Genomic DNA, 12,284 nt, shown 5'->3' with positions numbered 1-12,284 from the left:
GAGCGGACGTGACCAAGGACCTTGCCACAACGCTGACGGACCCCGGCCTCCTCCTCGCTCTCCTGGTCGCGATCGCCGCTTTCGCCACGCTCTATTCGATCCTGAGCCCGCTTCTCGAAAGAGGGGACCTGAACAAGCGGATGAAGTCGGTCTCCACCGAGCGCGAGCAGATGCGCGCCCGCGAGAGGGCCCGCATGAACGCCGACGCGTCGAAGGCGTCGCTGCGGACCCAGAACAACAGGTCCGCCCTCCATCTCGTCGAGCGTTTCAATCTCCGCAAGGCCCTGGTCGACGACAACACCGTCAATCGGCTGCGCGCCGCCGGCCTGCGTTCCCAGAACGCGCTGAACATCTTCCTCGCGGCGCGCTTCCTGCTGCCGTTCGTCTTTCTCGTCCTCGCCATCGTCTGGATCTTCGTACTCGGCAACATGGCGGACCACGCGATCGCGATCCGGATGCTGGTCGCGGTCGTCTGCGCCTACGCGGGCTTCTACCTGCCGAACATCTACGTCAGCAACCTCGTCACCAAGCGCCAGAAGTCCATCAAGCGCGCCTGGCCCGACGCGCTTGACCTGATGCTGATCTGCGTGGAATCGGGCATCTCGATCGAGGCGGCCATGCGCCGTGTGGCGGAGGAAATGGGCACCCAGTCGCCGCCGCTCGCCGAGGAAATGGTGCTGACGACCGCCGAACTCTCCTTCCTCCAGGATCGCCGGGTGGCGCTCGAGAACCTCGGGATCAGGACGCAGCTCGACATCGTGAAGAACGTCACCCAGGCCCTCATCCAGGCCGAGCGCTACGGCACGCCGATCGCGCAGGCCCTGCGGGTTCTTGCCCAGGAAGGGCGTGACGAGCGGATGAACGAGGCGGAGAAAAAGGCCGCCGCACTTCCGCCGAAGCTCACCGTGCCGATGATCCTGTTCTTCCTGCCGGTGCTGGTTGCGGTCATCCTGGGTCCGGCCGGCATCCAGGTCGCCGACCGCTTCTGAAAATCATCGAATGACGTAAAAGCGCGCCGGCGCACCGCCGATCACGTAAGTCAGCCTATCCGTGAGAGGCGGCGGCGAACCTAGTTCGTCGCCTTCTTGCCGTCGTCCTTGTCGGAAAGCTTCGTCCAGGAATTCTGCTGGGACAGCATGGAGCGGAGATAGGTGACGTTGGCATCCGCCTGCTGGGCGGAAAGTTCGCGCCGGGCGATCTCCTCGGCCTCCTTGAACCGGCCCTGCAGGCCGACGACGAGGGCGAGGTTCTGCCGGACGCGGCTGTCGGCGGCAGGCTGCTGTGCCGCCGAGCGCATGTAGGTCTCGGCAGTCCGCAGGTCGCCGTCGAGCACGTATGACATGCCGAGGTTGGAAATGACCGTCGGTTCGTTGGGCTGCGCGTCGAGCGCCAGCCGATACTTCCGGCGCGCCTCGTCGGAGCGGCCGAGCTGGTCGAGGACTGCGCCTTCGGCCGAATAGAGCCGCCAGTCCGGGCGGTCGGGCGTCTGGGCGCGCTGGATGGTGGCGAGCGCCTGCTCCAGCTGGCCCGCGGCTGCCTGGGCCTTGCCGTAGGCGGCCAGTACGTCGCGATCCTTCGGATAGGTGATCACCACCTGCTGCATCACGGCGAGCGCCTGGACGTGCTTGCCGGTCATGCCGAGCACCTGCGCGTACCGAAGTCCGGTGGTGCGGTCCTTGGGATTACGTTCGTAGGCTGCGCCGATGGAGCGTTCCGCGTTGGCGAGCTGTTCCGCGCCCATGCTTTCGATCGGCGTTCCCGAGATCGGGACCGACCCGGTGGTGGTCTTGTCCGTCTTCGTCGCGCATCCCGTCAGTGCCGCCGCCAGCAGCAGCATCGCGGTCGCCTGTGCGAGGCGGGCCTTGCGGTGCGTCGGGTATGCTGTAGCGGCCATGATCGGTCTCGTGCTTTCTGTTGCGCCCTGGCTTCCGGTGAGCTTCCCGCCGATGGCACATTGCTTGTTAAAGCAGTAGACTGTTAACCCTAATAGACCGTTAAGGCACTGATTCCCCACGAGAAGGCGCTCATGAACAGCTTCAGCCATATCGAACGACAATTCCCATTCGCCGCGCGCTCCGCTGCGTCCCGCCCGGTCTATGCCGTGGCGCCGTCGGACATCGAGAACGGCGCGGTCGAAGCCTCAGCACTCGCCTGGGCGCGCAGTGCCGGCTACACCGCAGAGCCGGGCAGCCTGCTTCTTGTCCCGGGTGCGGATGGCGAAATGGCCGCCGCCCTCTTCGGTCTCAAGCCGGAAGCGGACGGGGCATTCGCGGCCGGCAGGCTTGCAAGGCTCCTTCCGGCAGGCGACTGGCACGTCGAAAGCCCGCTTCCTCCCGAAAGGATCGCGCTCGCCTTCGGCCTCGGGAGCTACGTCTTCAACCGCTACCGCAAGGACCAGCAGAAGAAGGTCCGGCTTTCCATCGCCGATGACGTTCGCGTCGAGGTCGAACGGCAGCTTGCGGGCATCTTCCTCGCCCGGGACCTCATCAATACGCCCACCAACGACATGGGACCGGAGGAGCTTGAGGCGGTATTGCGCGCACTCGGGGACCATTACCGGGCAAGCGTCACATCCATTATCGGCGATGAACTCCTGGCGCGGAATTTTCCCCTCGTTCACGCGGTCGGACGTGCCAGCGCGCAGGCACCCCGGCTCCTGGAACTGCGCTGGGGCAGGGAGGGCGCGCCACGCATCGCCCTCGTCGGCAAGGGTGTGTGCTTCGACACCGGCGGTCTCGATATCAAGGGCGCCGCCAACATGGCCCTGATGAAGAAGGACATGGGCGGGGCCGCGAATGTCATGGGGCTTGCGCTGATGATCATGGATGCGGGCCTGGACTTGGAATTGCGGGTACTCATCCCTGCGGTCGAGAACTCCATTGCCGGCAATGCTTTTCGTCCCGGCGACATCTATCGCAGCCGCAAGGGCCTCACCGTCCAGATCGACAATACCGATGCGGAGGGCAGGCTTGTGCTCGCGGATGCGCTCGCCTTCGCCGACGAGACCCCCTGCGACCTTCTGGTGGACATGGCGACGCTGACCGGAGCGGCGCGCGTCGCGCTCGGGCCGGACGTCGCGCCCTTCTTCACCGACGACGAAGCTCTGGCGGCGCGGCTGTCGACCATTTCCTCCGAGGAGAACGATCCCATGTGGCGGCTCCCGCTTTGGATGGGGTACGAAAAGGACCTGAAGTCACGTGCCGCCGACCTGACCAATGCGCCCTCCGGCGGTATGGCGGGATCGATCACGGCCGCCCTCTTTCTCAAGCGCTTCGTCGGTCCGGAAACCCGTTGGGCGCATTTCGATATCTACGGCTGGACGCTTGCGGAAAAGCCGCACTCTCCGGTCGGCGGCGAGGCCTTCGCGATCCGCACGCTGTACCGCTACGTGCGTGAACTGGCCGGACAATGACCAGCCGACCGCTTCGCAGGTGCATCCTCCTCCTGTAGGCTGGACCGGACATGGGAAACGAGATGACATTGGACAGACGCCTTTACGCCTTCCGGGCGGATATCGCAGACGAGGCCCTACGGGGACGGGTGGAGGCGGAGCGCTTCGTGGCCGGCGAACCTGCGCAGGTCGGGGTGCCGGTCGCTGCCCTGAGGGCAAGGCCAGACCCCGACTGCGGCGTCGACACGGAACTCCTGCTTGGCGAGGCGGTGCGGGTCTTCGACCGCCGCGACGGCTGGGCATGGGTACAGTCCCGCGAGGACGGCTATGTCGGCTATCTGCGGGATGAGTGGCTTGCGGAGCCCGAGGAGCCGACGCATATCGTCTGCGTGCAGCGGACCTTCCTCTATCCCCGTCCGGAGTTGCGTCGGCCCCCTGTTTCCGCACTCTCCATGGGAAGCCGCGTCCGGGTCGTGGGGGCGGCCGAGACCCGCGGCACGACATACTCCGTCCTCGCCGACGGAACAGCCTTCATCGCATCGCATGCCCGGCCTCTCTCCGGACGAGCGGCGCAGGACTATGTGGATGTCGCCGCCCGTTTTCTGGAGACACCCTATCTCTGGGGCGGACGCTCGGGCTTCGGTATCGATTGCTCGGCGCTCGTGCAGCTGTCGCTGATGATGGCCGGGCAGTCGGCGCCGCGTGATTCCGACATGCAGGCAGGAATGGGGACGCCCATCACCCGCGAGGAGCTGCGCCGTGGCGACCTCGTGTTCTGGAAGGGTCACGTCGGCATCATGGAAGACGGCGTGACGCTGCTTCATGCGAACGGCCACACGATGACTGTGGCGCGGGAAAACCTCGATGCCGCGATCGAGCGCATAGGTTGGCTCTACGATCGGCCGACCGGCTTTCGCCGCCTCCCGGACTTCACGCAAACGTAAGCCGGCGCCCATGGCAACGCCGGCTGCGAGCGCATATCTTCATCCCGATTCGAGGGATGAAGATGCTGAAACGTGCCTGGATATTGCCGCTCCTGATGCTGATCGCAGTCGGTTTTGCGGCGCTGGTTCCCGCAAGGGCCGCGGATGATGCGTTTCAGCGCCGCCCGCCGACCGCCTACAGGGATCTTCCGGGTGTTGTTCCCCAGCAGGATCGCGTCCGTACCGACAGCTACAGCTGCACGACGGACATCGAGGAGGTCTATGTGGGACGCGGGCGCTACCGCATTCTCAATGGCGATGTCGCGCCGCGCCGGGTCTACCGCTGCGAGAGCGAGAACGGGGTGACCTATTCCGGTACTCAGCCGCCCAACACGCACTGGGTGCCGGGCCTCAATCCGCTCCATCTCCCCAAGTAGACAATCCCGCCGTCTTCCGGCCTCGTAGGTCGCGCTTGTCCTTCGAGCTCGCGGGTGGGTCATTGACGGCGGGGCGGGCGTGCCCCACCCTTCTCCGGACGAGAGCCGAGCCCGGGGAGGAGACCGGTGTTTCACGCATCGATGCGATTTGCAGTCGGCGAGGAGGTCGAGGCGGTACGCGAGACCGTCCAACGTTTCGCCCAGGAGAGGCTTCGTCCCCGCGCCGACGAGATCGATCGCAGCAACGAGTTTCCGCGCGATCTCTGGCCGCAACTCGGCACGCTCGGGCTCCTCGGCATCACGGCCGATCCGGAGTTCGGCGGTTCCGGGCTGGGCTATCTTGCCCATGTCGTCGCCGTCGAGGAAATCGCCCGAGCCTCGGCCTCCACGGCATTGAGCTATGGCGCCCATTCCAACCTCTGCGTCAACCAGATCAACCGGAACGCTTCTCAAGGGCAGAAGGCTCGCTATCTGCCCGGTCTCTGTTCGGGCGAGCATGTCGGAGCGCTCGCCATGTCGGAGCCCGGCGCCGGGTCGGATGTCGTCGCGATGGCGCTGCGGGCCGAGAAACGTGGCGACCGCTACGTCCTGAATGGCAGCAAGATGTGGATCACCAACGGTCCAGACGCGGATGTGCTGGTGGTCTACGCCAAGACCGACCCTGCCGCAGGGGCGAAGGGCATCACCGCCTTCCTGATCGAGAAAGGCTTCGACGGGTTTTCGACGGCGCAGAAGCTGGACAAGCTAGGGATGCGCGGCTCCAACACCTGCGAACTCGTCTTTTCCGATTGCGAGGTGCCGGCCGAGAATGTCATGGGCTCCGAGGGAGAGGGCGTCCGGGTGCTGATGTCCGGCCTCGACTACGAGCGGGTCGTGCTTGCCGGGATCGGTATCGGCATCATGCATGCCTGCCTCGACGTGGTGATGCCCTATGTCCACGAACGCCGGCAGTTCGGCCAGGCGATCGGGGAATTCCAGCTTATCCAGGCGAAGATCGCCGACATGTATACGTCCATGAACTCGGCGCGTGCCTATGTTTATGCCGTCGCGGCAGCCTGTGACCGGGGCGAGGTGACACGCCAGGACGCCGCCGCCTGCTGCCTCTACGCATCGGAGCAGGCAACGCAGCAGGCCCTCCAGGCGATCCAGGTCCTCGGTGGCAATGGCTACATCAACGACAACCCGACGGGTCGCCTGCTGAGGGATGCAAAGCTGATGGAAATCGGCGCCGGGACCTCGGAAATTCGCCGGATGCTGATTGGCCGGGAGCTCTTCCGGGAGACGTCCTGACTCGCGTGCTCGCTTAACGCGAAGGTCGCCGGCGCGGCACTGGTAACCTCCACAAATGGCTTGCGCATGCCGCCGGCATCACCGATGACTGGCGGCCGCCGGCCGCCGGCCGCCGGCGTGACGTGGAACGTGACCCGCCGCCGGCTTAAGTCTGAATGCACGAGGAGGAACCATGTCAACGAAGCTCATCATTCCAGATCTTGCCGGAAAGGCGGTGCTGATCACCGGCGCCTCGACCGGCATTGGCGCAGCACTGGCCCGCGGGTTTGCCGCGCAGGGTGCCATGGTCGGCCTTCATTACAATTCGAGCACGGACGCCGCCAATTCCCTGGCGAGCGAGATCGAGGGGGCCGGAGGAACGGTTCACCTCGTCCGCGGTGATGCTTCGAAATCCGGCGAGATGGCCCGTGTCGTCGAGGAGACGGCTGCCTCTTTCGGCCGCCTCGACGGGCTCATCAACAATGCGGGCGGCATGGTGGCGCGCGTTCCCTATGCCGAAATGACGGACGAGCACTATGACGCGGTGATGGATCTCAATGCCCGCTCGGTCCTGGCCGCGTCCACGGCGGCCATCCCCCACCTGAAGAAACAGGGCGGCTTCATCATCAACACCACCTCCATCGCCGCACGCAATGGCGCGTCGAACGGCGCGGGCATCTACGGTTCGTCGAAGGCCTTCGTGTCCAACGTGACGCGCGGAATGGCGAAGGAACTGATCCCGTTCGGCATTCGCGTCAACGGCGTTGCCCCGGGCACCATCACCACGCCCTTCCACGAGCGTTATTCGACGGCGCAGCAGTTGCAGGCGGCGCTGGCGACCATCCCGCAGGGCCGGCTCGGCGTGGCCGAGGATTGCGTCGGCGCCTACCTCTTCCTCGCTTCCGAGAGGCTGTCGGGCTACATCATCGGCCAGATCATTGAGGTCAACGGCGGCCAGCTCATGCCATAGGGCATGAGAGAATTCGCAGGCCCGATCGGTCGAGACGGAAGCGGCCGTCCTCCTCGCGGGGGACGGCCGCTTGTCATTGGAAGAGGGTCGGACCGGATCCGATGAGGCCGATCAGTCCCGTTCCCAGTACCAGGCCGCATACATCTTCTTCCGGTCATGTCCGCGGCCCTTGAGCACGCTGCGGATGGCGCGAACGTCGTCCTTTTCGCAGGCCACCCACACGAAGGTCTGCGCGTCCATCCTGTCGATCACGGCCCTGGCCGTCTCCACCAGGACACCGGACGCCCCGGCCGGATAGTCGTTCCGGTGCAGCCAGCGGACATCCAACGAACCGGACGTTGGAAGCGGCTGTTCTTCGGCGCCGTCGGCAATCTCGATGATGGCCTGCATCCGGGTGCCGGCCGGCACCTCCTCGGCGATGCGGGCGATTGCCGGCAGGGCGCTCTCGTCGCCCACGAACAGGATGGATTCAGCCGACGGCGTATCGCCGCCGCCCGGCCCCATAAGTCCGACGATCTGCCCCGGTTCCGCGTCACGGGCGAAATCGGCGCCGGGTGTCGCGACGCCCGGCTTGGGGTGCTGGAGGAAATCGATCCACAGTTCGCGTCGCTCCACATCCACGCGGCGGATGGTGTAGGCCCGCACCACGAGTTCGTCCTCGCCCTGGGGCCAGGCGATGCGCCCGTTTTGCTGCAGCCCGGGCCAGACCGGCGTTCGGCCCTTCGGCGGCACGAGGATACGCAGATGCATGTCGCCGCCGACGAAGGGTTCGATGTCGTCGCAGGTGAACTTTACCCGGCGCATGCGCGGAGTGACGTCCTCGGCGGAGATGACCCTCGCCTCCTGGAGGTTGGGCGGCCGGTAAAGTGTCGATGGATCGGACCATGTCAGCTCGAACGGATCTTCGCCGGCGAAATAGAAGAGATGCTCGGCGAGCATGGTCCGCGTCACCTGCAGCGTCTCCTCGGTCGTGCAGGAAAGATCGATTAGCAGCTTGCCCTCTTCGAGTCGGATGCCCGCCGTGCCGACCTCGCTTTTCAGCAGCACGAGATTTCCGTTCCGCTGGACTTCCGAATGCTCCACGAAGTGCTCGCAGACCTCGTCCAGCATGCCGGGCGCGTCCTTCGGCAGTGCAATGCCTGAAAGCCTGAAGTTCTGGGCTGCAATCATGGCTGGTCGTCCTTCTGGAAAGGGTCGTTGTGGTGGGAAGGGTGAGGAGCCGTTTCGCCGGCGTTCCCGATCGTGACCCGGTGGCGCCCGATCGGCAACATGATCGGCCGTTTCGACAACGGGTCGAGGATGATGCGGCTGGAGAGGCCGAAGACGTGCCGGACGGTTTCCTCGGTCAGCACCTCTTCCGGAGTTCCGCTGACATGCAGGCGGCCGTGCGCCATGGCAACCAGGTGGTCCGCATAGCGTGCCGCCAGGTTGAGGTCGTGCAGGACCATGACGATCGTCGTGCCGCGCGAGTGGTTGAGGTCGGTCAGAAGGTCGAGAACCTCGATCTGGTGGCTGACATCCAGGAATGTCGTCGGCTCGTCCAGCAGTAGCAGGTCGGTGCGTTGGGCGAGCGCCATGGCGATCCAGACGCGCTGCCGCTGCCCGCCGGAAAGCTCGTCGACCGGACGTTCCGCAAGCTCGGCCGTCTTCGTCATGTCGAGCGCTGCAGCGACCGCCTCGTCATCGGCGCGCGACCAGCGCGAAAACAGTTTCTGATGGGGATGCCGCCCGCGGCTGACGAGGTCGGCGACCGTGATGCCTTCCGGGGCGATCGGCGATTGCGGCAGGAGGCCCAGCGTCCGCGCCAACTGCCGCGGCGGCATGTGGTGGATCGACTTGCCGTCCAGCAGAACCTGACCCGCCAGGGGCGAAAGAAGCCGGGACATGGCCCGCAACAGGGTGGATTTTCCGCATGCATTGGCGCCCACGATCGCGGTGATCCGGCCGGGGGGCACGTCGAGGTCAAGGTCTTCCAGCACGACAGCGTCGGCATATCCCGCTGAGAGAGCCCGCGCGTTCAGGGTGTGGGTGGTCATAGCGACCCTCCGCTGCGATTGACGCGTATGATGAGGTAGATGAGGTAGGGGGCGCCCAACGCCCCGGTTACCACGCCGACGGGATACCGGCTCGGCAGCAGGAATTGTCCCGCATAGTCGGCGAGCATGACCAGCGCGGCGCCGACGAGGGCGGCGGGGAAAAGGATCGAGCCGTTGCCGCGAACCAGCCGGGCGGCGATCGACCCTGAGAGGAAGGCGACGAATGATACGGGTCCGGCGACCGCCGTTGCGACGGCGATCACTCCGACCCCGGCGATCATGACGAGGATGCGCGTCGCGGCGATATTGGTCCCGAGCGCTGCGGCCGTATCGTCTCCGAGCTTCAGCGTGTCGAGGTCGCGCGCGCGGGCGAGGAGCAGTCCGCCGAAGAGGATGAGCGAGACCAGCAAGGGGAGCGCCTGGTCGATCTGCGCCCCATTCAGGCTTCCCGCCAGCCAGCGCATCGCCTCCTGCAGGTTCCAGGCTGGCGCGCGCGACAGCGTGTAGGCGATGAAGCTCTCGAGCATGGCGGCCACGCCGATGCCGATCAGGATGAGGCGCGTCCCGGCAACGCCGTTCTTGAAGGACAGGCCGTAGATGGCCATCGCGACCCCCAGCCCGGCGAGGACCGCGAAAACAGATACGGCGGGCCCGTTCGTCTGCAGGACGACGATCGCGAACACGGCGGCTGCGCTGGCCCCGAGGTTGATGCCGATGATGTCCGGGCTCGCAAGCGGATTGCGGAGCATGGTCTGGAAGGCCGCCCCGCCCAGGCCGAAGCTCAGGCCGGTCAACAGGGCGAGCACGGCCCGCGGCAGACGCAATTGCCCGACCGTGAAGCTTGCGCCCGGGACATTCTCGCCGAGCAACACGCGGGCGACATCCCCGGGAGGCGTGTAATTCTGGCCGAGCATCAGCGTCAGGGTGAAAAGCAGCGCAATCAGCGTGAGGAGCGAACCGATCACCCATCGCCGACGGCGTGTCCGTTCGAGGCGCCCGTTCCAGACGATGTCGATGGAGGAGGCCTGCATGGTCAAAGCTCGCGAACCCGCTGGCGTCTGACGATCCAGATGAAGAAGGGCGCCCCGACGAAGGCCGTCACGACGCCGACTTCCAGTTCGTTGGGCCGGGCGACGATGCGGCCGAGGACATCCGCGCCGAGCAGCAGGCAGGCTCCCGCAAGTGCCGAGAAAGGCAGCAGCCAGCGGTGGTCGACCCCGACCAGCAGGCGGCAGAGGTGCGGCACGACGAGCCCGACGAAGCCGATCGGACCGCAGACGGCCGTGGTCGCGCCGCAAAGAAGGATCGCCGCGAGCGCGGCGGTAGCGCGGGCGAGGGCCACCCGCTCGCCAAGACCGGCCGCCATCTCGTCGCCGAGCGCGAGGGAGTTCAGCCGCCGCGCGGAGAGAAGGCTGAGCAGCAGGCCGGCGACAAGAAACGGCGTGACCTCGCCGATCGCCGCGAAGGTCGCCCCGCCGACGCCGCCGATCCGCCAGGACTGGATGCCTCCGGCGATGTCGGCGCGGGGCAGGACGATCGCCACGACCAGCGATGCAAATGCGATGGAGGTGGCGACCCCGGCAAGCGCCAGCTTGAGGGGCGTCGCGCCGCCGCGTCCGAGTGAGCCTATCGTGTAGACGAAGGCGGCCGTGACGCCCGCGCCGAGGATGGCGGTCCAGATATAGGCCTGCGACGTGGTGATGCCGAACCACGCGATCCCCGCCACGACGGCGAGCGATGCACCCAGATTGATGCCCAGTATGCCGGGATCGGCGAGCGGATTGCGGGTCACGCCCTGCATGATGGCGCCCGCAAGCCCGAGCGCTGCGCCGGCTGCGCCTGCGAGCACCGTGCGCGGGATGCGCACCGCGACCGCCGCCTGGTCGATCGTCTCGCTCGTGCCGCCCAGCGCCGCCACGATGTCCGTCCAGCCGACGGACCGGGTGCCAACCGCGATGGAGAGCCCGAGCAGGACGGCAAGGCCGGCGACCGTCGTCGCCAGCCAAAGCAACCGCATGCCCTGCGTTCCCGTCGTCATTCGGTTCTTGCCGCAGCCTTTGCCAGCAGTTCCACGTAGTCCTTCAGCACCCAGCGGATCGAGAGCGGCGTGGGATTGGCCGCCGTGCCGAGCGGATTGCGGCCCAGCATGACGACGGCGTCGCGAGCGACCGCCGGCATCCTCGCCATCAGCGGATCGGCCGCCAGCGCCTGCTTCAGCTCCTCTCCGCCATACGTCACGACGATGTCGACATCGTCAAAGGCATCGATCCTCTCGGCGCTGATGCCGCCGGAGAACTCGCCCGGCCTGGAGGCCGCGGCGACGCTTCTCGGCGTGGTGAGACCGAGGTCCTGGAAGAACTTCACCCGCGTGTCGTTGGTCGTGTAGAAATTGACGATGCTGAGATTGGTCGTGTCCAGGTGGGTGACGAACATCGCCGACCTGCCCTTGATCTCGGGATGCCTGGCGGTCGCCTCGGCAATGTCCGCCTCGATCCGCTCGATCAGCGCTTGCCCCTCCTTCGCCATGCCGAGACCCGCGCTGTTGAAGCGGATCATGTCGCGCCAGTCGGTTGCCCAGGGCGACTGGGGATAGGCGATTACCGGTGCGATCCGGCTCAGCGTCTCGTAGTCGGCCCGCGTCAGCCCGGAATAGGCGGCAAGGATAACGTCGGGATTGGTGGCGGCGACGGCCTCGAAGTCGATCCCGTCGCCCTCGTCGAAGAGGACCGGCGGCTCAGCCCCGAGCTCGGCCAGTCGTTCCTCCACCCAGGGAAGCAGTCCGTCGCCGTCATCGTCGCCGAAATTGGCGGCCGCAAATCCGACGGGCACGATGCCGAGAGCGAGCGGAACCTCGTGGTTCGCCCATGCGACGGTCGCAACGCGTTCCGGCTTGCTTTCGATGGTCGTGGTTCCGAATGCGTGCGTGACGCTGATCGGGTAGGTCGCATCCTCGGCCGTAGAGCCGGTCGCATTGAGGACTGAGATAGCGAGCGTCAGGGCGGACACGAAAACGAGGCGCAGCATCGGGAGAAATCTCCTGGGCGTTAACTGGAGCGTCCGTGTCAGCTTAAGCCGGCTCCGTCAAGTGCGGCGCTCGCTTCTCCTCCTGCCCGGCTGAACTTTCCGGGGCTTCGTACAAAACCGGAGGAATCGACAATACTGGATTAAAGCGATCAAGTTAATGGCGTGAAAGGCGCAGGTGGGGTTGCTGCCGTCGTGCGGGTTCCGAGGGGCGCCCTGCGGACGAGATGCCCGGTC

At 66.1% G+C, this 12,284-nt stretch carries 12 protein-coding genes; 6 read left to right on the top strand and 6 right to left on the bottom strand.

Annotation, left to right across the window (positions count from 1 at the left end; genetic code table 11):
- Window positions 1-8: 8 nt before the first annotated feature.
- Window positions 9-989, top strand: coding sequence for a type II secretion system F family protein (locus ACWGPT_RS03980; RefSeq protein WP_452604285.1), 981 nt, complete (start codon window positions 9-11; stop codon window positions 987-989).
- A gap of 80 nt (window positions 990-1,069) precedes the next feature.
- On the opposite strand, the gene ACWGPT_RS03975 is transcribed toward ACWGPT_RS03980, so the two are convergent.
- On the bottom strand, window positions 1,070-1,894 hold the full coding sequence (locus ACWGPT_RS03975; protein WP_452604284.1) for a tetratricopeptide repeat protein: 825 nt from the start codon (window positions 1,892-1,894) through the stop codon (window positions 1,070-1,072).
- A gap of 132 nt (window positions 1,895-2,026) precedes the next feature.
- Here ACWGPT_RS03975 and ACWGPT_RS03970 point away from each other — a divergent pair, with 132 nt between their 5' ends.
- The 5 genes from ACWGPT_RS03970 (at window position 2,027) to ACWGPT_RS03950 (ending at window position 6,990) form a co-directional block, all read left to right on the top strand.
- Entirely contained in the window at window positions 2,027-3,412 is a 1,386-nt protein-coding gene (locus ACWGPT_RS03970) for a leucyl aminopeptidase family protein (RefSeq protein ID WP_452604283.1), read from the top strand.
- Window positions 3,413-3,474: 62 nt separating this feature from the next.
- The gene (locus ACWGPT_RS03965) at window positions 3,475-4,335 is read left to right on the top strand and encodes a C40 family peptidase (RefSeq protein ID WP_452604282.1); all 861 of its coding nucleotides are present in this window, start codon (window positions 3,475-3,477) and stop codon (window positions 4,333-4,335) included.
- Window positions 4,336-4,397: 62 nt separating this feature from the next.
- Window positions 4,398-4,751, top strand: coding sequence for a hypothetical protein (locus ACWGPT_RS03960; protein ID WP_452604281.1), 354 nt, complete (start codon window positions 4,398-4,400; stop codon window positions 4,749-4,751).
- A gap of 141 nt (window positions 4,752-4,892) precedes the next feature.
- On the top strand, window positions 4,893-6,041 hold the full coding sequence (locus ACWGPT_RS03955; RefSeq protein ID WP_452604517.1) for an isovaleryl-CoA dehydrogenase: 1,149 nt from the start codon (window positions 4,893-4,895) through the stop codon (window positions 6,039-6,041).
- A gap of 172 nt (window positions 6,042-6,213) precedes the next feature.
- Window positions 6,214-6,990 (top strand): SDR family NAD(P)-dependent oxidoreductase, encoded by a 777-nt coding sequence (locus tag ACWGPT_RS03950; protein ID WP_452604280.1) that lies wholly within the window; start codon window positions 6,214-6,216, stop codon window positions 6,988-6,990.
- Between the two features lie 111 nt (window positions 6,991-7,101).
- On the opposite strand, the gene ACWGPT_RS03945 is transcribed toward ACWGPT_RS03950, so the two are convergent.
- The 5 genes from ACWGPT_RS03945 to ACWGPT_RS03925 are packed head-to-tail and all read right to left on the bottom strand — an operon-like array spanning window position 7,102 to window position 12,050.
- On the bottom strand, window positions 7,102-8,160 hold the full coding sequence (locus tag ACWGPT_RS03945; RefSeq protein ID WP_452604279.1) for a DUF2218 domain-containing protein: 1,059 nt from the start codon (window positions 8,158-8,160) through the stop codon (window positions 7,102-7,104).
- Window positions 8,157-9,026, bottom strand: a complete 870-nt coding sequence (locus ACWGPT_RS03940; RefSeq protein ID WP_452604278.1) for an ABC transporter ATP-binding protein — start codon at window positions 9,024-9,026, stop codon at window positions 8,157-8,159. Before ACWGPT_RS03940 ends, ACWGPT_RS03945 begins: the two co-directional genes overlap by 4 nt.
- Window positions 9,023-10,057, bottom strand: coding sequence for a FecCD family ABC transporter permease (locus tag ACWGPT_RS03935; RefSeq protein ID WP_452604277.1), 1,035 nt, complete (start codon window positions 10,055-10,057; stop codon window positions 9,023-9,025). Before ACWGPT_RS03935 ends, ACWGPT_RS03940 begins: the two co-directional genes overlap by 4 nt.
- 2 nt (window positions 10,058-10,059) lie before the next feature.
- Entirely contained in the window at window positions 10,060-11,064 is a 1,005-nt protein-coding gene (locus tag ACWGPT_RS03930) for a FecCD family ABC transporter permease (protein WP_452604276.1), read from the bottom strand.
- On the bottom strand, window positions 11,061-12,050 hold the full coding sequence (locus tag ACWGPT_RS03925) for an iron-siderophore ABC transporter substrate-binding protein (protein WP_452604275.1): 990 nt from the start codon (window positions 12,048-12,050) through the stop codon (window positions 11,061-11,063). Before ACWGPT_RS03925 ends, ACWGPT_RS03930 begins: the two co-directional genes overlap by 4 nt.
- Between the last annotated feature and the right edge of the window lie 234 nt (window positions 12,051-12,284).

The sequence above is a fragment of the Pseudorhizobium sp. NPDC055634 genome (assembly GCF_053618655.1).
The sequence above is the reverse complement of the archived record's forward strand: the minus strand, read 5'-3'. Positions and strand labels throughout refer to the sequence as shown.

Bases quoted from the DNA above. Each gene is read 5' to 3' on its own strand.
- ACWGPT_RS03975 (WP_452604284.1), bottom strand. From the start codon at position 1,894: ATGGCCGCTACAGCATACCCGACGCACCGCAAGGCCCGCCTCGCACAG.
- ACWGPT_RS03965 (WP_452604282.1), top strand. From the start codon at position 3,475: ATGACATTGGACAGACGCCTTTACGCCTTCCGGGCGGATATCGCAGAC.
- ACWGPT_RS03955 (WP_452604517.1), top strand. From the start codon at position 4,893: ATGCGATTTGCAGTCGGCGAGGAGGTCGAGGCGGTACGCGAGACCGTC.
- ACWGPT_RS03970 (WP_452604283.1), top strand. From the start codon at position 2,027: ATGAACAGCTTCAGCCATATCGAACGACAATTCCCATTCGCCGCGCGC.
- ACWGPT_RS03940 (WP_452604278.1), bottom strand. From the start codon at position 9,026: ATGACCACCCACACCCTGAACGCGCGGGCTCTCTCAGCGGGATATGCC.
- ACWGPT_RS03960 (WP_452604281.1), top strand. From the start codon at position 4,398: ATGCTGAAACGTGCCTGGATATTGCCGCTCCTGATGCTGATCGCAGTC.
- ACWGPT_RS03925 (WP_452604275.1), bottom strand. From the start codon at position 12,050: ATGCTGCGCCTCGTTTTCGTGTCCGCCCTGACGCTCGCTATCTCAGTC.
- ACWGPT_RS03930 (WP_452604276.1), bottom strand. From the start codon at position 11,064: ATGACGACGGGAACGCAGGGCATGCGGTTGCTTTGGCTGGCGACGACG.
- ACWGPT_RS03935 (WP_452604277.1), bottom strand. From the start codon at position 10,057: ATGCAGGCCTCCTCCATCGACATCGTCTGGAACGGGCGCCTCGAACGG.
- ACWGPT_RS03950 (WP_452604280.1), top strand. From the start codon at position 6,214: ATGTCAACGAAGCTCATCATTCCAGATCTTGCCGGAAAGGCGGTGCTG.
- ACWGPT_RS03945 (WP_452604279.1), bottom strand. From the start codon at position 8,160: ATGATTGCAGCCCAGAACTTCAGGCTTTCAGGCATTGCACTGCCGAAG.